Source organism: Streptomyces sp. NPDC127100 (assembly GCF_042724095.1).
Taxonomy (GTDB): domain Bacteria; phylum Actinomycetota; class Actinomycetes; order Streptomycetales; family Streptomycetaceae; genus Streptomyces.
Genome location: NZ_JBHXFL010000024.1, coordinates 12,393 through 31,236 on the forward strand (window position 1 = coordinate 12,393; position 18,844 = coordinate 31,236).

Consider the following 18,844-nt stretch of genomic DNA (forward strand, 5'->3'; position numbering starts at 1 on the left):
CTACGGAGCCTGGGGGTAGGTGAAGACGCGGTCCGGGTCGTACTGGCGCTTGAGTTTCGCCAGGCGCGGGGCCGCGTCTCCGTAGTAGGCCCGCCGCCAGTCCTTGAGGGTCGGGTCCGCGTAGTTCTGGTACGCGGCGCCCGAGGCGTACGGGCGCATGGCACCGTGCGCGGACGCCAGCCAGGACTGGGCCGCCGTGCCGCTCGTGCCCTGCCGCCAGGAGGCGAGGTACTGGGCCAGCATCCGGGACCGGCGGTGCACGAACGCCGTGGCCGTCGGCGCGACCCGGTTCACCGCCCCGCCGAGCGCCGTGAACGCGATGCTGGTGGTGCCGCCGCTCACCGGGCGGACCTGGGACAGCAGGGCCCGGACGCCGGCGGGCGGCAGGGAACGGTCGTAGAAGTCGGAGCGGGCCGCGTAGGTCTCGCGGTGCAGCGCGCCCTGCGGCGACCGGCCGGGCGTTGCGCCGGGGAGATGGCAGCGGGCGTCCGTCGCGAAGGACGAGCAGCCGGCGTACACCTCCATCGACGCCTCGTACGAACGGCGCTTCAGGAAGACGTTGCTCGCCGAGGCGCCGATGCGGGCGGCGAGGCGGTCGACCGCGTTCTGCAGCTCGCCGTAGGTGCCGAGGGAGAAGGCGGAGACCGACACGGTCGGGGTGCCGCGGGGCCCGGCCTCCAGGTGGAGCGACGACCAGATCTCGTCGGGCTGGCCCGGGCCCCACTCCTGCCAGGCGCGGACGACCGCGGCGGCCTTCGCCCAGGGCCAGGTCAGATACGCCGACACGGCCTGGGGCGCGGGGCGGGTGCGGAAGCGGAGCTCCGTGACGACGCCGAAGTTGCCGTTGCCGGCGCCGCGCAGGGCCCAGAACAGGTCCTTGTTGGCGGTGGCGTCGGCGGTGAGCTGCTTGCCGTCCGCCGTGATCAGGGTGGCCTGGATGAGGCTGTCGCAGGTGAGGCCGTAGGCGCGGGAGACGACGCCGTGACCGCCGCCCAGGGTGAGGCCGGAGATGCCGACGGTGGGGCAGGAGCCGGCCGGGACGGTCACGCCCTTGGCGGTCAGGGCCCGGTAGACGTCGATCAGCTTGGCGCCGGCGCCGACGGTGGCCTGGTTGCCGCTGGTGCGGACGCGGTCGAGCCGCGAGACGTCGATGATCAGGCGGCCGTTTCCGGAGGACCAACCGGCGTAGGAGTGCCCACCGTTGCGGATCGCGACGGGGACGTGGTGGGCGCGGGCCCAGGAGAGGGCGGTGCGGATGTCGCCGGGGTGGGAGATGTAGGCGACGGCGGTGGGGCGGAGGGTGTCGAAGCGGGTGTTGTAGAGCTGACGGGCCGTCTGCCAGGGCTGGTCGCCGGGGCGGACGAGGAGGCCGTCCAGGGAGGCGGCGAGCGCGGTCCACGTGGCGGGGGTGGGGGTCGATGCCGGCCTGGTGGAGGTGGCCGTGCGGGTGAGGCGGGGGGTGTGGGTGGGGGCGGGGTTCTTGTCTCCGCCCGGGGGTGCGTCGAGGGGGATGCCCGAGCAGGCGGTCGTGGCGGTGGTGAGGGCGAGGGCGGCGGTTGTGGTGCCGCCGAGGAAGGTGCGCCGGTTCATCTGCGTCTCCGCGTCCCGTGGGGGCCCGTGGGGGGTCTTGGGGGGAGACGAGGAGGTGGGCATGCGGGTTCCACGGGCGGGGCCGACCGGGTGGCGGGCGGAGGGTGTGCGCGGGGGTGGGGTGCGCGGCCCGGTGCCGGCGGGGTGCCGCCGCGCCCACCCGTGCCGCCCTTGGCGGCACGATTGCCCGCGGCTGACGGCACGGTTGCCCGCGGTTGACGGGGCGCGGGGGTTGTCAGGGCGGGGTCGGGTGGGTTTGGGCGTCTGTGCGGGCCTGGCTTCTGGCTCTGCGGGCCGGGCCTCGCCAGCCGCAGGTGCAGCGGGCCGTGCAGAAGGCGCCCTGTTCGACCGTGCTGGTGCGGTGTTCCGGGATGTCCTGGGGAGCTTCACTAGCGTCCGGCTGAGCCACGGGACCACGTTACCGGGGTCGCCCGCCCGTCGTTAACCGGGACGACAGGGGGCCCGGGACGGGCCGTGTCGGCTGGGGCAGGTGGCGATGGGCGGGCGGGAGAGGGCGCGACGGGGCAGGAGGGCGGGGGCGGCCTGCGTGGCCGGGGCCGTGGTCGGTGCGGGACTGGCCGCGGCCGGGTGCTCCGGACAGGGGGCCGCCGTGCAGGACGCCCGGTCCGGTGATCCGGTCCGTGTGCTCCACGGGGCCGCGGACCGTCTGGTGGCCGCCGGCAGTTCGAAGGCCCGCACGGCCATGGAGATGGCCAGCGGCGGGACGCGGGTGACCATCCGCGGCGAGGGGGTGTACGACTTCCGCGAGCGGCTCGGCAGGCTGAAGGTGAAGCTGCCGCAGGACCCCGCGGGCACGAGCGGGCACCGGCCGATCACCGAACTGCTGACGCCCGGCGCCCTGTTCATGAAGAACCGGGGCGCCGGCGTGCCCGACGACAAGTGGGTGCGGGTGGCGACCGCCACCCTCTCCGACGGGAACCTGGTGACCGGTGGGGCGACGGACCCGTTCGCCGCCGCCGAGGTGCTGCGGGGCACGCGGACCGCGACGTACGTGGGGCGCACCGAGGTGGCCGGGACCGCGGTGCGGCACTACCGGGGGACCGCCGACCTCGCCCGGGCGGCGCGGGACGCCTCGGAGGGGAACAGGGCGGCGCTGGCCGCGGCGGCCGAGGGGTTCGCCACCGCCCAGGTGCCGTTCGACGCCTATCTCGACGACGCGGGCCGCGTCCGCAAGGTCCGCCACCGGTTCAGCTTCGCGAACGGGCAGGGCGCGGGCACCGTGGCCGTCGCCTCCACGACACTGCTCTACGACTTCGGCACCGCCGTGCGCGTACAGCTGCCCGAGGAGGACGACATCTACGCCGGGAGGATCGCCGAGGAGGCCGGTGGGACGCCGGGCGGTGGCGCGGAGGAAGGCACGGACGGCAAGAACTAGCCCTTCCGTGCCATGCGCGGTGCGTAGGCCGCTCCCTACTCTAGGAAGCCGGTGACGGCAGAGACGAGGTGACGCGCGTGGCTCCGGTCGGCGGTACGGCAGTTCAGGACCACGTGGCGCTCGCCGAGATAGAACTCTGCGGAGAGCTGATCATCGCGGCCTCGGCAGCCCGGGGACGGCTCAGCCTGGAGAGCATCGACGAGGTGCTCAGGGTCGCCGAGGAGCGCGGCGCCGGCGCCGGCCAGTAGCCGGCCCCGGACTCAGGTGCGCAGCAGGCGGGCGATCGCCTTCGTCGCCTCCTCGACCTTCGCGTCGATCTCCGCACCGCCCTTGACGGCCGCGTCGGCGACGCAGTGGCGCAGGTGCTCCTCGAGGAGCTGCAGGGCGAAGGACTGCAGGCCCTTCGTCGAGGCGGAGACCTGGGTCAGTATGTCGATGCAGTAGACGTCCTCGTCGACCATGCGCTGCAGGCCGCGGATCTGGCCCTCGATGCGGCGCAGCCGCTTGAGGTGCTCGCTCTTCTGCTTGTGGTAGCCGTGCACGCCGCGGTCGTGGTCCGTGACGACGTCCGTGCCGTCCGTCTCCACCGTGTCCACGGCGGCGGAGGGCGCGCCTGCGCCGGCCTCGGTGGTCGTCATCGCGTCCTCCTGTTGGGCAGTTTGCCGACGTATACCCCTACTGGGTATATGATACCGAATTTTCCGGGGTAGGGGAGTCCTGGTCGCAGCGCTGGGCACGGCCCCGGGTCGCCCCCCTGCTCATCAGCCTGCCTCATGGGCGACACTGGGGGACGGCCCGTTAGCCGTGGCCGGATGATGCGCCTAGCATCAGCCTGACCGAAACCGATGCACCCCGAGGACCCCACGTGCGCTTTCGTCTGACCCCCAGGGAGACGAGCTTCTACGACATGTTCGCCGCGTCCGCGGACAACATTGTCACGGGCTCCAAGCTCCTGATGGAACTGCTCGGGGCGGACGCTTCCGCCCGGGCCGAGATCGCAGAGCGTATGCGGGCCGCCGAACACGCGGGTGACGACGCCACGCACGCGATCTTCCACCAGCTGAACTCCTCGTTCATCACGCCGTTCGACCGCGAGGACATCTACTCCCTCGCGTCGTCCCTGGACGACATCATGGACTTCATGGAGGAGGCCGTCGACCTGGTCGTCCTCTACAACGTCGAGGAGCTGCCGAAGGGCGTCGAGCAGCAGATCGAGGTGCTGGCCCGGGCCGCCGAGCTGACCGCCGAGGCCATGCCGAACCTGCGGACCATGGACAACCTCACCGAGTACTGGATCGAGGTCAACCGGCTGGAGAACCAGGCCGACCAGATCCACCGCAAGCTGCTGGCCCACCTCTTCAACGGCACGTACGACGCCATCGAGGTGCTGAAGCTGAAGCAGATCGTGGATGTGCTGGAAGAGGCGGCGGACGCGTTCGAGCACGTGGCGAACACGGTGGAGACCATCGCCGTCAAGGAGTCCTGACCCCTTCATGGACACCTTCGCATTGATCGTGACCATCGGGGTCGCGCTCTTCTTCACGTACACCAACGGTTTCCACGACTCGGCGAACGCGATCGCGACGTCCGTGTCGACGCGGGCGCTGACCCCCCGGGCGGCGCTCGCGATGGCGGCCGTGATGAATCTCGCAGGCGCCTTCCTCGGTTCCGGGGTCGCCAAGACCGTCAGCGAGGGGCTGATCGAGACGCCTCAGGGCTCGAAGGGGATGGGGATCCTCTTCGCGGCGCTGATCGGCGCCATCGTGTGGAACCTCATCACCTGGTACTTCGGCCTGCCCTCGTCGTCGTCGCACGCGCTGTTCGGCGGCATGGTCGGCGCGGCGCTCGCGGGCAGCACGACCGTGTACTGGAACGGCGTGGTCGACAAGATCGTCATCCCGATGTTCGTGTCGCCGGTGATCGGCCTGGTCGTCGGTTACCTCGTCATGACGGCGATCATGTGGATGTTCCGCCGGGCCAACCCGCACAAGGCCAAGCGCGGCTTCCGGATCGCGCAGACGGTGTCGGCGGCGGGCATGGCGCTGGGCCACGGTCTGCAGGACGCGCAGAAGACCATGGGCATCGTGGTGATGGCGCTGGTCATCGCCGACGTCGAGGACTACGGCGACCCGATCCCGGTGTGGGTGAAGATCGCCTGCGCGCTGATGCTGTCGCTCGGGACGTACGCGGGTGGCTGGCGGATCATGCGGACGCTGGGACGGAAGATCATCGAGCTCGACCCGCCGCAGGGTTTCGCCGCGGAGACGACGGGCGCGTCGATCATGTTCGGCTCGGCGTTCCTGTTCCACGCGCCGATCTCCACGACGCACGTGATCACGTCGGCGATCATGGGCGTGGGAGCCACGAAGCGGGTCAACGCGGTGCGCTGGGGCGTCGCGAAGAACATCATCCTGGGGTGGTTCATCACGATGCCGGCGGCCGCGCTGGTGGCGGCGTGTTCGTACTGGCTGGTGGATCTGGCGTTCCTGTAGGCGCAGCTCCGCAAGGCAATGGGCCCGCCCCCGTTTCGGGGGCGGGCCCTTGTGCGCCTCGCGGTGGCACCGCCATGCAGCACCGCGAGGGGACCGGATCCGGCCTAGCCGAAGCGGCCGGAGATGTAGTCCTCCGTGGCCTGGACCGACGGGTTGGAGAAGATGCGCTCCGTCTCGTCGATCTCGATCAGCTTGCCGGGCTGGCCGACCGCGGCCAGGTTGAAGAAGGCCGTGCGGTCCGAGACGCGCGCCGCCTGCTGCATGTTGTGCGTCACGATGACGATCGTGAAGCGCTCCTTCAGCTCGCCGATCAGGTCCTCGATCGCGAGGGTGGAGATCGGGTCGAGGGCGGAGCAGGGCTCGTCCATGAGCAGGACGTTCGGCTCCACCGCGATCGCGCGCGCGATGCACAGACGCTGCTGCTGGCCGCCGGAGAGACCGGAGCCCGGCTTGTTCAGGCGGTCCTTCACCTCGTTCCAGAGGTTGGCGCCGCGCAGCGACTTCTCCACGATGTCGTCGAGCTGGGACTTCTTGTACTTGCCGTTCAGCCGCAGGCCCGCCGCGACGTTGTCGTAGACCGACATGGTCGGGAACGGGTTCGGCCGCTGGAAGACCATGCCGACCTCGCGCCGCACGGCCACCGGGTCGATGCCGGCGCCGTACAGGTTCTCGTCGTCCAGCATGACCTTGCCGTCGACCCGGCCGCCGGGGGTGACCTCGTGCATGCGGTTGAGGGTGCGCAGGAAGGTGGACTTGCCGCAGCCGGAGGGGCCGATGAAGGCCGTCACGGAGCGGGGTTCGACGGTCATCGAGATGTCCTCGATGGCCAGGAAGGAGCCGTAGTAGGCGTTGAGGCCGCTGACATCGATGCGCTTGGCCATGTGAATCACTGCTTCTTTCGGTCCGGGGCCTTAGCGACCGGTCTTCGGGGCCTTCCAGCGGGCTATGCCGCGGGCCACCGCATTGAGGATCATGATGAACGCGATGAGCGTCAGGGCCGCGGCCCAGGCACGGTCGTACGCCGCGTCGGAGCCCGCGCTGTACTGCAGGTAGATGTACATCGGCAGCGACTCCTGCGGATCCTGGAAGGGGTTCGCGTTGATGAAGTCGGTGCCCCAGACCAGCAGCAGCACGGGGGCCGTCTCGCCGGTGATGCGGGCGACGGCCAGCATGACGCCGGTGATGATGCCGCCGACCGACGTCGGCAGGACCACCTTCAGGATCGTGCGCCACTTCGGCACGCCGAGCGCCAGTGACGCCTCGCGCAGCTCGTTCGGGACGAGCTTGAGCATCTCCTCGGTGGAGCGGACGACCACGGGGATCATCAGGATGCACAGGGCGAACGAGCCGGCGACGCCGGAGGGGCCCATGTCCAGGATGAGCACCCACAGGCTGAGGACGAACAGGCCCGCGACGATGGACGGGATGCCCGTCATGACGTCGACGAAGAAGGTCACGGCCTTGGCGAGCCGGCCGCGACCGTACTCGACCAGGTAGATCGCGGTGAGCACACCGATCGGCACGGAGAACAGGGTGGCGAGGCCGACCTGCTCCAGGGTGCCGAGGATGGCGTGGTAGATGCCGCCGCCGGGCTCGCTGTCGGCGACCACGCCCATCGAGTGGGTGAGGAAGTAGCCGTCGAGGATCCGCACGCCCCGCTTGAGCGTCTCCCAGATCAGGGAGAGCAGCGGGATCAGGGCCAGGAGGAACGCGACCCAGACCATGCTGGTCGCCACCCGGTCCTTGGCCTGCCGGCCGCCCTCGACGCGCGCCGAGATGGCGTAGGTGCCGCCGACGAAGAGGACCACGGCGATCAGGGCCCACTGGATGCTGCTGTTCAGCCCGGCCACGGTGCTGATGCCGAGGCCGGCGACGACCGAGCCGGCCGCGACCGCCCAGGGGAACCACGTGGGCAGGGTGGCGCCGCGCAGGGAGCCGCTGCTCTTGGGGGTGAGGGTTGCGTTGCTCATGCGTTGGCCCCCGAGTACTCCTTGCGGCGAGCGATGATCATGCGGGCCGCGCCGTTGACCAGCAGCGTGATGACGAAGAGCACCAGGCCGGAGGCGATCAGCGCGTCCTGGCCCATCACGGTCGCCTCGTTGAACTTGCTGGCGATGTTCTGGGCGAAGGTGCCGCCGCCCGGGTCGAGCAGGCTGGCGTTGATGTCGAAGGTCGGCGAGAGCACCATGGCCACGGCCATGGTCTCGCCGAGCGCGCGGCCGAGGCCGAGCATGGAGGCGGAGATGACGCCGGAGCGGCCGAAGGGGATCACCGACATCCGGATGACCTCCCAGCGCGTGGCGCCGAGGGCCAGGGCGGCCTCCTCGTGCATGCGCGGGACCTGCCGGAAGACCTCGCGGCTGACGTTGGTGATGATCGGCAGGATCATGATCGCGAGCAGGACGCCCACGGTGAGCAGCGAGCGCGGCGCTCCGCCGTTCCACTCGAAGATGCCGGTCCAGCCGAGGTACGCGTCCAGCCAGCCGAAGAGCCCGTCCATGTGCGGCACGAGGAAGAGCGCGCCCCACAGGCCGTAGACGATCGAGGGCACGGCGGCGAGCAGGTCGATCACGTACGCGATGGCGCCGCCCAGCCTGCGGGGCGCGTAGTGCGTGATGAACAGGGCGATGCCGACCGAGACCGGGACCGCGATGGCCATGGCGATGATCGACGACACGACGGTGCCGAAGGCCAGGACCGCGATGCCGAACTGCGGCGGGACGCCGCTGGGGTTCCAGTCGAAGCTGGTGAAGAAGTTGGCCTCGTCCTTGCTGATCGCGAGGGTGGCGCGGTACGTGAGGAAGGCCGCGATGGCGGCCATGATGACCAGCACCAGGATGCCGGACCCGCGGGAGAGCCCGACGAAGATCCGGTCGCCGGGGCGGACGGCGCCGCGCCCGGGGCGCCTGTCGTCCTCGGCCGGGGGTTGGTGGGGTACGGGGGCTGCTGCTGGCTTCTGGGGGTCAGTGGATATGTCCATCGGGTTCTCCGGTCTGCGGAGCCGTCGTACGCGGCGGCTCGGGCGGAGCCGTCCCGTGCGGGGGCTCCTGGCGGCGGTGCACCGGACGGTGCGGCCCGGCCCCCGTGCGGAGACCGGACCGCACTCGGGTCAGCTCAGGCCCGAGATGGTCTCGCGGACCTTGGTGATGATCTCGGTGGGCATCGGGGCGTAGCCGGCCTCCGCCAGCAGGCCCTGGCCGTCCTCCGAGGCGACGTAGTTCAGGAAGGACTTGGTGGCGGGCAGGGTCTCCGCCTTGTTGCCCTTGTCACAGGCGATCTCGTACGTCACCAGGACGATCGGGTAGGCCTTGTCGGCGGTCGGCGTGTAGTTCAGCTTCAGCGCGAGGTCCTTGCCGGTGCCGACGACCTCGGCCGCGCCGATTGCGGCGGTGGCGTTGTCGACGGTGGCCTTGACCGGCTCGGCGGCCCCGGTCTTCACGTCGACCGTCTTGATGCCGTCCTTGGCGTACGACAGCTCGAAGTACGAGATGGCGCCGGACGTCTGCTTCACCTGCGCGGCCAGACCGGAGGAGCCCTGCGCGGACTGGCCGCCCTTGGCCTCCCAGGACTTGCCCGGCTCGTACGTCCAGTCCTTCGGCGCGGCGGCCTTCAGGTACTTGGTGAAGTTGTCCGTGGTGCCGGACTCGTCGGAGCGGTGGAACGCCTGGATCTTGAGGTCGGGGAGCTTGGCCCCGGGGTTCAGCTTGGCGATCGCCGGGTCGTTCCAGTTGGAGATCTTGCTGTCGAAGATCTGCGCCAGGGTCGGGGCGTCCAGGACGAGCGTGTCCACGCCCGGGACGTTGAAGCCGACGGCGATCGGGCCGCCGACCATCGGCAGGTCGATGGCCTGACCGTCCTTGCAGACCTTCTTCGACGCCTCGACCTCCTCGGGCTTCAGCGCGGAGTCCGAACCGGCGAACGCGGTCTGGCCCTGCGTGAACGCGGTGATGCCCGCGCCGGAACCCGTGGGGTTGTAGTTGATCTGCACGCTCTTGCAGGCCGCGACGTACTGCTTCACCCAGGCGTCGATCGCGTTCTTCTGGGCCGAGGAGCCGGAGGCCTGGAGCTGGCCCTTGGCGTCGTCGCACTTGATGTTGCTGTTGGCCGTGGTGGCGCCGGAGCCCCCGCCGTTGCCGGCGTCGCCGGTGTCGTCGGAACCGCACGCCGTGAGGGCCAGGGCGCCGGAGACGGCGAGAGCACCGAGAGCGAGGGCCCGCCGGTTCACGCGCTGAAGCTTCACTTGAGGGAATTCCTTCCAGGAGCCGCCGTCCTGAATCCGGCGGCGTGCGAGGACTGTCTACGGCCGAAATTAGGCAGATCAGGTGAAGCCGCCGATGGGCGTGAATGAACGAGGGGTGAACCCCTGTGGACGGTGCGGTGAGGTCACGGAATGCTTACGTCGATGACACGACGCGGTCCCGGGGCACCCGTCGTAGGGGTCGTTCCGGCCCCGGGGCACCGGCGGGGCGGGCCGTTTCCGGCCCGGGGCGTCCTTCGTGCGGGCCCTTCCTCCCGGAGTGCGGGGCGTCCCGGTCACCCGTCGTGCGGGCCGTCCTCGTCCCGGCGCAGCGCGAGCGGCAGCGCGTCGAGCAGGTCGCGGTCCCTGGGCTGGGTGAGGCGGGTGCGGGCGGCAGCGGCCGGCAGCCAGACGATGCGGTCGACCTCGTCGTTCGGGGCGAAGTCGCCCGACACGGCCTCCGCCGCCCAGTACCGGACCTCCTTGGGGCGGCCGTCCACCAGGTAGCGCACGGTGGGCAGCCCGGGGCCGGGCACCGCGGTGTACCCCGTCTCCTCCGCCACCTCGCGCAGGGCGCCGGCGAGCGGGTCCTCGCCGCGCTTGAGCTTGCCCTTGGGGTGCGACCAGTCGTCGTACTTGGGCCGGTGGACCAGGCAGAGCTGCGGCTCGCCGGTGCCCTGGGCGAGGCGCCACAGGACGCAGCCGGCGGCGTGGACGGTGGTGTCCTCGGGAGTGCTCATGCGGGGCTCGCCGTCCCTTCGCGGGTCACTGTGCCGGTGCCGGGCGGACGGTCCTGTGCCGCCAGTCGTGCTGGAACGCGTACCGCGCCGCCTCCACCTCGTGGCGCTGGTCGGCGTGGAGGACGCCGAGCGCGTACGCCGTGGCCGGGGCGATGCGGGGCGTGCGGGCGGCCTGGGCCGCCGCGGCGGCGGCCTCGGACGCGTCGCGGTGGCGGTCGAGGGACTGGCCCGCGGTGAGCAGGCGCGCGTCCTCACCGCTCGGGCCGTCCTCGCCGGCCAGGACCTCGCGGGCGTACCGGTGCAGGCGCAGCAGCAGGCGGACCTGGTGCCAGGGGGCGTCCTGCGGGTGGGGCGCCGGGTCCGGGGACAGGCCGTGGATCAGCGCCTCCGCGTTGTACGGGTGGCCCGCGGTGACCAGGGGCAGCGCGGCCACCGCGTCGGCGAGGCGGCCCTCCGCCGCTCCGGCCAGCGGGCGGAGGTCGGCGCCGGCGCCGGCGGTCGCCCGCAGGGGCACCTCGCTGGCCAGTAAGGCGACCTTGTCGGCGACCGCGTGGAAGCGGCTGCTGCCGAGGGCCTGGAGGGCGGTGGAGTGCGCCCGGGTGCGGGCCAGGGTCAGCTGGCGGTCGAGCAGGGCGCCCGCCTTGGCCGCGCCCACGGTGAGGTTGCCGCGGTCCGGGAGCACGGGGGCCGGCGGGGGCGCCGGGGCGGCGGGGACGCTCGCGGACACGGCCGTGGCCGCCACCTGCCGGCGGGCCGGCGACGCCGAGGAGCCGGACAGGCGGTGCAGGGCCTGGAGCAGGCGTTCCAGGCGCGAGGCGTAGGCGTGCTCCAGCGCCAGCGTGCCGGACAGCCAGGCCAGTTCGGGGCGCATGCCCTCCGCCCAGTCGGCGTCGAGCAGGGGCTGGTAGGTGTGCAGGGTCCCGCTGAGGCGGCGGGCCGCGCGGCGCAGGGCGCGGGCCGCGTCGACGGGGCCCGCGGAGCCGTTGGCGGTGGCTCCGGCGGCGGCATGGTTCGCGCCCGCGCCCGACTCGCGGTGCAGGCGCAGGGCGCGGAGGAACTCCGTGGCCTGGGCGCGGAGGTAGCGCGCGAGGGCCTCCGCGGACACCGGTGCGGCCGGGGCCGCCGGCTCGGTCGGGCCCGCCGGCCGGGTCACGCTCGCCGGACGGGTCGGGCGGGCGGAGGGTTCGGTCGCGGTCGCGCGGGCCGGTTCGGCCAGGGGGTTCGTCGGGTCAAGGTGTCGCTGTGCCACGCCGGCGCCTCCGGGCGTCTATGAGCATCTCCTGGACGTTGCGCAGGGGCTGGCCGTCCGCGTCGGTCGCGTGCCGGGTCCACTCGCCGTCCGGCCCGAGGTGCCAGGACGCGGTGCCGTCGGACATGCCGGTCTCGAGCAGCCGGTTGAGGGCCGCCCGGTGGGCCGGGTCGGTGACCCGGACGAGTGCCTCGATACGACGGTCGAGGTTGCGGTGCATCATGTCGGCGCTGCCGATCCACACCTCGGGCTCACCGCCGTTGCCGAAGGCGAAGACGCGCGAGTGCTCGAGGAAGCGGCCGAGTACCGAACGGACCCGGATGTTCTCCGACAGGCCCGCGACGCCCGGGCGCAGCGCGCAGATGCCGCGCACCCACACGTCGACCGGGACGCCCGCCTGGGACGCGCGGTAGCAGGCGTCGACCACGGCCTCGTCGACCATCGAGTTGACCTTGATGCGGATGTGGGCCGGGCGGCCGGCGCGGTGGTGCTGGATCTCCTTGTGGATACGGGAGACCAGGCCGTCGCGCAGGGACTTGGGCGCGACGAGGAGTCGGCGGTACGTCTCGCGGCGCGAGTAGCCGGAGAGGCGGTTGAACAGGTCGGACAGGTCCGCGCCGACCTGCGGGTCCGCGGTGAGCAGACCGAGGTCCTCGTAGAGACGGGCCGTCTTCGGGTGGTAGTTGCCCGTGCCCACGTGGCTGTAGCGGCGGAGGGTCTCGCCCTCCTGGCGGACGACCAGGGACAGCTTGCAGTGGGTCTTCAGACCGACCAGGCCGTAGACGACGTGGCAGCCGGACTCCTCCAGCTTGCGGGCCCACTTGATGTTGGCGTGCTCGTCGAAGCGGGCCTTGATCTCGACCAGGACGAGGACCTGCTTGCCGGACTCGGCCGCGTCGATGAGCGCGTCGACTATCGGGGAGTCGCCGGAGGTGCGGTACAGCGTCTGCTTGATCGCGAGGACGTCCGGGTCGCCCGCCGCCTGCTCCAGGAAGGCCTGCACGGAGGTGGAGAAGGAGTCGTACGGGTGGTGGAGCAGGACGTCGCGGCTGCGCAGGGCGGCGAAGATGTCCGGCGCGGACGCCGACTCGACCTCGGCGAGATCGCGGTGGGTGCCGGCGACGAACTTGCGGTACTTCAGCTCCGGGCGGTCGAGGCTGTGGATGCGGAAGAGGCCGGTGAGGTCGAGGGGGCCGGGGAGGGGGTAGACCTCCGACTCGCCGATCTTCAGCTCGCGGACGAGCAGGTCCAAAACCTCGCGGTCGATGGACTCCTCGACCTCCAGGCGGACGGGCGGCCCGAAGCGGCGCCGCATCAGCTCCTTCTCGAGGGCCTTGAGGAGGTTCTCCGCGTCGTCCTCCTCGACCTCCAGGTCCTCGTTGCGGGTGACGCGGAAGGCGTGGCTCTCCAGGACCTCCATGCCCGGGAACAGCTCCTCCAGGTGCGCGGCGATGACGTCCTCGACGGGGACGAAACGGCCGGGGGACGCCTCGAGGAAACGGGAGAGCAGCGGGGGGACCTTGACGCGGGCGAAGTGCCGGTGGCCCGTGACGGGGTTGCGGACGACGACCGCGAGGTTCAGGGAGAGGCCCGAGATGTACGGGAAGGGGTGCGCTGGGTCGACGGCGAGGGGGGTGAGGACCGGGAAGATCTGGTGCCGGAAGAGGGTGAAGAGGCGGGCCTGCTCCTTCTCGGCGAGCTCGCTCCAGCGGACCAGGTGGATGCCCTCCTCGGCGAGGGCCGGGGCGACGTCCTCCTGGAAGCAGGCGGCGTGCCGGGCCATGAGCTCGCGCGAGCGCGCCCAGATCATGTCCAGGACCTCGCGGGGCTGCAGGCCCGAGGCGGAGCGGGTGGCCACGCCGGCGGCGATGCGGCGCTTGAGACCGGCGACGCGGACCATGAAGAACTCGTCGAGGTTGCTGGCGAAGATCGCGAGGAAGTTGGCCCGCTCCAGGAGGGGGGTGGTCGGGTCCTCGGCGAGCTCCAGGACGCGTTCGTTGAACGCGAGCCAGCTGCGTTCGCGGTCCAGGAAGCGGCCCTGCGGGAGCGCGGCGCCCGTGCCGTCGGATCCGGGCTCCGGGGCGTCCTCGTACGCGTCGAGGTCGGCGTCGAGGTCGGGCTCCAGGTCGGAGACGGCCGCGGCCACGGTGTGCGGGCGGTGCGCGGCGATGGAGCCCACGGAGGGCTGGGGGTGCTGGACCTCTGCCTGGGTGTTCGGCTGCCTCATGAACCCATTCTTCCGCGCCGAGCGCAGGACAGGCGCGTCGGACGGCGCGGAATGCTCTGCTCCTGGCGGCGCGGTCGGTTTCATTCGGCGAGGGTTGCAAGGCTGTCTGAATCGATGGTTACGGGGACATGACGTGTGGGATAGCGGGATGCCTCCGGCGGTGGTGACGACGGGCGGCGCCTGCGGCGGCCTGTGCGGGCAGTCGTGCCGCTGGGACGGCACGGGTGGGCGGTGGGGGTCCCCGCTCGAGCGAAGCCGAGAGTAGGGGGAGGCACCCCGGCAGCGCCGGGCCGAGCGGGCCCGACCCCGCCACGCACCCGCGCCGGGGCCCCGCGAAGGCCGGGTGGCGTTCCACCCCCATTCCGTCGGGAAATCGCTGCGTGATCTCGTGAACCGGTCGCACCCGCTCGTCCGATGAGGAGATGTGAGCGAAACGAGAACCGACGGCGAGCTGCTGCGGGCCGTCGCGGCGGACGCCGACCGGCGCGCCTTTGAGGAGCTGTACCGCAGGTACGCCCCCTGGCTGGCCGCCCGGATGCGCGGCCGCTGCGCCGACCCCGGTGTCGTCGACGACGTCGTGCAGGAGACGTTCCTCGCGGTGTGGCGCGGCAGCGCGCGGTATCGGGAGGACGGGGACGTGGCCGGCTGGCTGTGGCGGATTGGCTCCCGGCGGCTGGTCGACACGCTGCGCGGCGACGGCGCCCGGGGGCGGCTGCGGCAGGCGCTGGCCCGCCTCCGGCACCGGGACGAGGCGTCCGCCGAGGAGCGGGTGCTCGCCGGGGTGGAGCACGGGGACCTCGCCGGCGCACTCGTCCGGCTCTCGCCGGAGCTGCGCGCGGTGCTCCAGGCGACGGTCATCGACGGGCTGACCACCCGCGAGGCGGCCGTCCTGCTCGGCATCCCGCCGGGCACGGTCAAGACGCGGGCGATGCGGGCCCGCCGGCAGCTGAGGGAGGCGCTGGCATGAGAACCGACAACGGCTGGCACGTGGGCGAGGACGACCTGCGGGCGTACGCCCTCGGCGAGCTCGCGGCGCCCGTGCTGTGGTCCGCCGACGCGCATCTGGCCGCCTGCGGGCGGTGCCGGGGCGTCCTCGCCGAGGTGAGCGATGCCGCCGCCCTGGAGGCGGGGTGGGAGCGGCTCGACGCCGAGCTGGACGCGCCCCGGCCGGGATGGCTCGAGGGTCTGCTGGTGCGGTTCGGGGTCGCCGACCACACCGCGCGGCTGCTCGCGGCCACGCCCGTGCTGCGCCGGTCCTGGCTGGGCGCGGTCGTCGCCGTGCTCGTGATGACCTTCGCCGTCGCCTTCACGTCCGGCGTCACCGACCGGCCGACGGTCTTCCTCGCCTTCGCGCCGCTGCTGCCGCTGGCCGGGGTGGCGCTCGCCTACGGGCCCACGCTGGATCCGACGTACGAGATGGCGGTCGTCTCGCCGCTGCACGGCTTCCGGCTGCTGATGATTCGTACGGTCGCCGTCCTGGCCGTCGGGCTCGGTGTCAACGGCCTCGCGACGCTCGCCCTGCCGGGGTACGGGCTGCGTGCCCTGGCCTGGCTGCTGCCCGCGCTCGCCCTCACCGCGTCGGGGCTGGCGCTGACGCCCCGGCTGGGTCCGGTGGCCGCGCCCTCGGTCGTCGCCGGGGCGTGGGGCGCGGTGCTGCTCGCCGCGGACGCGGCGCAGGCCCCCGGTGGAGGCCCGCTGGCGCCGTTCACCGCGGCGGGGCAGGGCGTGTCCGCGGCCGTGGCCGTGCTGGGGGCGGGGCTGCTGGTCCTGTTCCGCGACCGGTTCGACGTGTTTCCGCGGGGTGCCGCGTGAGTCCTTCTTCCTTCTTCCTCCGATCTCTGTACGGGAGTGGCGCATGACCCCCACCGTTTCCGCCGCCGGGCTCAGCCTGCACTTCGGGCGCACCCGGGCCCTGGACGAGGTGTCGCTGCGGCTGACGCCGGGCGTCACCGGGCTCCTCGGGCCGAACGGGGCCGGGAAGACCACCCTGCTGCGCGTGCTGGCGACCGCCGTGCCCGCCGACCGCGGCTCCTTCACCGTGCTGGGGCACGATCCCGGCACCGCGCGGGGACGGCAGGAGGTGCGGCGGCGGCTCGGGTACCTGCCGCAGGCCCCCGGCTTCCACCCGGACTTCACCGCCTTCGAGTTCGTCGACTACGTCGCGATCCTGAAGGAGCTCACCGACCGGGCCGGACGGCACCGCGAGGTGCGGCGCGTCCTGGACGAGGTCGCACTGGGCGACGTGCGCGGCAAGCGGATCAGGAAGCTGTCCGGCGGCATGCGGCAGCGGGTCGCGCTCGCGGCCGCGCTCGTCGGCGACCCCGGGTTCCTGGTCCTCGACGAACCGACGGTCGGGCTCGATCCCGAACAGCGCATGCGCTTCAGAGAGTTGATCGCCGGGGCGGGGGAGGGGCGGACCGTGCTGCTGTCCACCCACCAGACCGAGGACGTGGCGATGCTCTGCCACCGGGTGATCGTCCTGGTCGCCGGGGCCGTGCGGTTCGACGGGACCCCGGACGAGCTGACCGCCCGGGCCGACGGGCGCGTGTGGAGCAGTACGGAACGCGACCCGCACGCGAAGGCGGGGTGGCGCACCGGCACCGGCTCCTTCCGGAACGTGGGCGACCCGCCCGCCGGCGCCCACCTGCTCGACCCCACGCTGGAGGACGGGTACCTGCTGACCCTCGACGGCGCCGGTGCGGAGGTGGCGGCATGAGTGCCCTGACGACGGCGGCCCGGCCCGCCGAGGACACCGGGCCGCGCGTCGGCGGAGCCCGGGCCGTCCTCGCCCTCGCCCGGTTCGAGGCCCGCCAACTGCTGCTGAGCATCCCCGTCGTCATCGCCTTCGTCGCGTACATCGCCTGGATCGTCTGGCGTACGCGGGACTCCTGGGACGGTTATCCGGCCCTCCAGGACGCCGACCGCGCCACCCAGGGCGGGCCCCTGCTCGTCGGCCTCGCCGTCCTGCTCCACGCCAACGCCGCCGTGCTGCGCTCCGGGCGGCACGGTACGGAGGGCCAGTTCGCGGTCCTGGCCGTGGCGCCCTGGCGCCGTACGGCGGCCCACGCGCTGTCCGTGCTGCCGGCCGTCCTGCTCACCGCGGTCTGCGTGGGCGGGCAGTTCGCCTGGGAGGCGGCCAAGGCGGGCGCGGTCGGCGACGGTTCGCCGGCCGAGCTGCTCGTCGGTCCGCTGACGGTCCTGCTGTTCGGCGTCCTCGGGGTGCTGCTGGCCCGGGTGCTGCGGTCGCCGGCGGGCGCGCCGCTGCTGGTGGCCTGCCTGCTGTTCACGCTCGTCCTCGGCACCGGCCCGGACAGCACGGACGGGCTGTCGTGGCTGTCCCCGGTGGTCGTCGAGGGAGGGGGCGCCGAGTCCCTGCCCTCCGACCTGCTGGGGCGGCCCGCCGCCTGGCACGCCCTGTATCTGGCGGGCGTCGCGTCGTGCGTGGGCTTCGTCGCGGTGCTGGCCGCCGGCGGACGCGGAGCCGCCGTCCGGGCGGGCGTCGCCCTGACCCTCGCGGTGGCGGTCGCCGGCGGCATACTGCAGGCCCGGGGCGCGGCACCGTCGCCGGAGCTGACCGCGGCCCGGGACCGGGCCTCGGTGAGCCCGGAGAAGGAGCAGACCTGCGTCGAGCGGGGCCGGTCGACCTACTGCGCGTTCCCCGAGTGGGTGGCCCGGACCGGCACCTGGGCGGACGTGGTGGACCGCGTCCAGTCCCTGGCGGGCGGCGCCGCGCACGATCAGCGGCTCGTCGTACGGCAGCGGATAGACGCCCGGTACGGGCTGGGGGGCGACACCGCGATCCCCGCGCTGACCGCGCCGCACCAGGTGACCGTCGGCACCGCCTGGGGCGGCAACCGGGTCCCGGAGTTCTCCACCGCCGTAGCCGCCGTGCTGGTCGCGGGCAGCGAGGAGGCGGGGAGCACGCTGTGCGACGGGCGCATGGTCACCGTCATGTGGCTCTCCCTCAGCTGGCAGGACGACCCGATGAGCGCCCTGCGCCGAGTCCGTCTCGACGACAGCGTCGAGGGGTCCGCGGTCGTCCTGTCGCCGACCGACCCGCTCACCATGCAAGAGGGCCCAACCGATGTCGTGCGGCAGCTGCTCGAGAAGCCGGACCCCGGCGTCGCCGAGCGGGTCAAGGCGCACTGGGCCGAGCTGACCTCCCCGGGCGTCACGACGGCCGAGGCCGCCCGGCTGCTGGGCGTGACCGTGCCGGAGAAGGCGGACTCGTGCGAGGACTGACGTGTGCGCTGGCCGGCCCCGTGTGGCGCACGCTGCCGTGGCGGGCCCTGGGTTCCGCAGGGGTCCTCGGGCTGCTGCTCGCCGGGACGCCGAGGCTGACGGGCGCCGAGCCGAGCCCCTGGCAGACGCTCACCCTGCTGCGGGGCGTCGCCCTGGTCGGCGCGCTCGGCCTGGTCTTCCTGCTGGACGACCGGGCCCGGCACCTCACCGCGCCGGTCCCGACCCGGCGCCCCCTCCGGCAGGCTCTGCGAGCGGCCCTCGTGGCACCGGCCGCCGTGCTGTGGTGGACGGCGGTGCTGCTGCTCACGCCCGCCGGCATCAGGCCCCCGGCCGGCGACATCACGCTGGAGGCCGCGGCGATCTGCGGGCTGGCGCTCGCCGGTGCCGCGGCGGCGGTACGCCTGACGGACGAACCGCGCCCCGGTCCGGGCGTCGCGGCGGCCCTGCTGGTCACGGCCGTCCTCGGGCCCTTGCTGATACCCGCGGAGTGGGCGCTGCTCGTGGTGCCGGACGACCCGCGGTGGCCGGCGGCGCACGACCGGTGGGCGGTGCTGCTGGCGGCGGTCGTGGTGGTGTGGGCGGTGTCCGGGCCGGAGCCGCTGGGCCGGCGGGGGCGGCGGCGACCGCCGGGTGCCGTCACCGTGCCCGGCCCGCCCGGCGGACACGGCTAG

18 protein-coding genes are annotated in these 18,844 nt (G+C 72.9%); 9 read left to right on the forward strand and 9 right to left on the reverse strand.

Annotated elements, in window-relative coordinates:
* A complete protein-coding gene (locus tag ACFWJB_RS21395; RefSeq protein ID WP_386924053.1) occupies positions 1-1,590 on the reverse strand; it encodes an FAD-binding oxidoreductase in 1,590 nt (529 codons plus the stop codon).
* Between the two features lie 496 nt (positions 1,591-2,086).
* Here ACFWJB_RS21395 and ACFWJB_RS21400 point away from each other — a divergent pair, with 496 nt between their 5' ends.
* Together ACFWJB_RS21400 and ACFWJB_RS21405 are read left to right on the forward strand one after the other, a co-directional pair.
* Complete coding sequence (locus ACFWJB_RS21400) at positions 2,087-2,986, forward strand: hypothetical protein (protein ID WP_386924055.1); 900 nt, start codon at positions 2,087-2,089, stop codon at positions 2,984-2,986.
* A 68-nt stretch (positions 2,987-3,054) separates the two neighbouring features.
* On the forward strand, positions 3,055-3,234 hold the full coding sequence (locus tag ACFWJB_RS21405) for a hypothetical protein (RefSeq protein WP_385458069.1): 180 nt from the start codon (positions 3,055-3,057) through the stop codon (positions 3,232-3,234).
* A gap of 12 nt (positions 3,235-3,246) precedes the next feature.
* Here ACFWJB_RS21405 and ACFWJB_RS21410 read toward each other — a convergent pair whose 3' ends face one another.
* Complete coding sequence (locus ACFWJB_RS21410) at positions 3,247-3,624, reverse strand: metal-sensitive transcriptional regulator (RefSeq protein WP_385458071.1); 378 nt, start codon at positions 3,622-3,624, stop codon at positions 3,247-3,249.
* A 227-nt stretch (positions 3,625-3,851) separates the two neighbouring features.
* Here ACFWJB_RS21410 and ACFWJB_RS21415 point away from each other — a divergent pair, with 227 nt between their 5' ends.
* Both ACFWJB_RS21415 and pitH read left to right on the forward strand, forming a co-directional pair.
* Complete coding sequence (locus tag ACFWJB_RS21415; protein ID WP_385458073.1) at positions 3,852-4,472, forward strand: DUF47 domain-containing protein; 621 nt, start codon at positions 3,852-3,854, stop codon at positions 4,470-4,472.
* A 7-nt stretch (positions 4,473-4,479) separates the two neighbouring features.
* Entirely contained in the window at positions 4,480-5,478 is a 999-nt protein-coding gene (pitH, locus tag ACFWJB_RS21420; protein WP_385458075.1) for a low-affinity phosphate transporter PitH, read from the forward strand.
* Positions 5,479-5,582: 104 nt separating this feature from the next.
* Here pitH and pstB read toward each other — a convergent pair whose 3' ends face one another.
* The 7 genes from pstB to ACFWJB_RS21455 form a co-directional block, all read right to left on the reverse strand.
* Entirely contained in the window at positions 5,583-6,359 is a 777-nt protein-coding gene (pstB, locus tag ACFWJB_RS21425) for a phosphate ABC transporter ATP-binding protein PstB (protein ID WP_030191650.1), read from the reverse strand.
* 30 nt (positions 6,360-6,389) lie between these two features.
* The gene (gene pstA / locus ACFWJB_RS21430) at positions 6,390-7,448 is read right to left on the reverse strand and encodes a phosphate ABC transporter permease PstA (RefSeq protein WP_386924059.1); all 1,059 of its coding nucleotides are present in this window, start codon (positions 7,446-7,448) and stop codon (positions 6,390-6,392) included.
* A complete protein-coding gene (gene pstC / locus ACFWJB_RS21435; protein WP_385458080.1) occupies positions 7,445-8,458 on the reverse strand; it encodes a phosphate ABC transporter permease subunit PstC in 1,014 nt (337 codons plus the stop codon). The genes pstA and pstC overlap by 4 nt, the downstream gene beginning before the upstream one ends.
* Before the next feature lie 129 nt (positions 8,459-8,587).
* Positions 8,588-9,718: a phosphate ABC transporter substrate-binding protein PstS gene (pstS, locus tag ACFWJB_RS21440; RefSeq protein ID WP_386924061.1), complete on the reverse strand. Its 1,131-nt coding sequence runs from the start codon at positions 9,716-9,718 to the stop codon at positions 8,588-8,590.
* Between the two features lie 293 nt (positions 9,719-10,011).
* A complete protein-coding gene (locus ACFWJB_RS21445) occupies positions 10,012-10,455 on the reverse strand; it encodes an NUDIX hydrolase (RefSeq protein WP_386924063.1) in 444 nt (147 codons plus the stop codon).
* A gap of 25 nt (positions 10,456-10,480) precedes the next feature.
* Positions 10,481-11,704, reverse strand: coding sequence for a CHAD domain-containing protein (locus tag ACFWJB_RS21450; protein ID WP_386924065.1), 1,224 nt, complete (start codon positions 11,702-11,704; stop codon positions 10,481-10,483).
* Positions 11,685-13,931 (reverse strand): RNA degradosome polyphosphate kinase, encoded by a 2,247-nt coding sequence (locus ACFWJB_RS21455; protein ID WP_386924067.1) that lies wholly within the window; start codon positions 13,929-13,931, stop codon positions 11,685-11,687. Before ACFWJB_RS21455 ends, ACFWJB_RS21450 begins: the two co-directional genes overlap by 20 nt.
* A 424-nt stretch (positions 13,932-14,355) precedes the next feature.
* Between ACFWJB_RS21455 and ACFWJB_RS21460 the strand changes: the two genes are divergently transcribed.
* From ACFWJB_RS21460 to ACFWJB_RS21480, 5 genes are read left to right on the forward strand one after another with little or no spacing between them, the layout of a single operon-like run.
* On the forward strand, positions 14,356-14,898 hold the full coding sequence (locus tag ACFWJB_RS21460; protein WP_385458090.1) for an RNA polymerase sigma factor: 543 nt from the start codon (positions 14,356-14,358) through the stop codon (positions 14,896-14,898).
* The gene (locus ACFWJB_RS21465; RefSeq protein ID WP_386924070.1) at positions 14,895-15,743 is read left to right on the forward strand and encodes a zf-HC2 domain-containing protein; all 849 of its coding nucleotides are present in this window, start codon (positions 14,895-14,897) and stop codon (positions 15,741-15,743) included. The genes ACFWJB_RS21460 and ACFWJB_RS21465 overlap by 4 nt, the downstream gene beginning before the upstream one ends.
* A 43-nt stretch (positions 15,744-15,786) precedes the next feature.
* Complete coding sequence (locus ACFWJB_RS21470) at positions 15,787-16,647, forward strand: ABC transporter ATP-binding protein (protein ID WP_386924072.1); 861 nt, start codon at positions 15,787-15,789, stop codon at positions 16,645-16,647.
* Complete coding sequence (locus tag ACFWJB_RS21475) at positions 16,644-18,173, forward strand: ABC transporter permease (protein WP_386924074.1); 1,530 nt, start codon at positions 16,644-16,646, stop codon at positions 18,171-18,173. Before ACFWJB_RS21470 ends, ACFWJB_RS21475 begins: the two co-directional genes overlap by 4 nt.
* Positions 18,161-18,844, forward strand: a complete 684-nt coding sequence (locus tag ACFWJB_RS21480; protein WP_386924076.1) for an ABC transporter — start codon at positions 18,161-18,163, stop codon at positions 18,842-18,844. The genes ACFWJB_RS21475 and ACFWJB_RS21480 overlap by 13 nt, the downstream gene beginning before the upstream one ends.

What these genes read in the sequence shown, in the direction of transcription:
- ACFWJB_RS21395 (WP_386924053.1), bottom strand. Translation starts at nt 1,590, where the DNA reads ATGAACCGGCGCACCTTCCTCGGCGGCACCACAACCGCCGCCCTCGCC.
- ACFWJB_RS21400 (WP_386924055.1), top strand. Translation starts at nt 2,087, where the DNA reads ATGGGCGGGCGGGAGAGGGCGCGACGGGGCAGGAGGGCGGGGGCGGCC.
- ACFWJB_RS21410 (WP_385458071.1), bottom strand. Translation starts at nt 3,624, where the DNA reads ATGACGACCACCGAGGCCGGCGCAGGCGCGCCCTCCGCCGCCGTGGAC.
- pitH (WP_385458075.1), top strand. Translation starts at nt 4,480, where the DNA reads ATGGACACCTTCGCATTGATCGTGACCATCGGGGTCGCGCTCTTCTTC.
- pstB (WP_030191650.1), bottom strand. Translation starts at nt 6,359, where the DNA reads ATGGCCAAGCGCATCGATGTCAGCGGCCTCAACGCCTACTACGGCTCC.
- pstA (WP_386924059.1), bottom strand. Translation starts at nt 7,448, where the DNA reads ATGAGCAACGCAACCCTCACCCCCAAGAGCAGCGGCTCCCTGCGCGGC.
- pstC (WP_385458080.1), bottom strand. Translation starts at nt 8,458, where the DNA reads ATGGACATATCCACTGACCCCCAGAAGCCAGCAGCAGCCCCCGTACCC.
- ACFWJB_RS21445 (WP_386924063.1), bottom strand. Translation starts at nt 10,455, where the DNA reads ATGAGCACTCCCGAGGACACCACCGTCCACGCCGCCGGCTGCGTCCTG.
- ACFWJB_RS21455 (WP_386924067.1), bottom strand. Translation starts at nt 13,931, where the DNA reads ATGAGGCAGCCGAACACCCAGGCAGAGGTCCAGCACCCCCAGCCCTCC.
- ACFWJB_RS21465 (WP_386924070.1), top strand. Translation starts at nt 14,895, where the DNA reads ATGAGAACCGACAACGGCTGGCACGTGGGCGAGGACGACCTGCGGGCG.
- ACFWJB_RS21470 (WP_386924072.1), top strand. Translation starts at nt 15,787, where the DNA reads ATGACCCCCACCGTTTCCGCCGCCGGGCTCAGCCTGCACTTCGGGCGC.
- ACFWJB_RS21475 (WP_386924074.1), top strand. Translation starts at nt 16,644, where the DNA reads ATGAGTGCCCTGACGACGGCGGCCCGGCCCGCCGAGGACACCGGGCCG.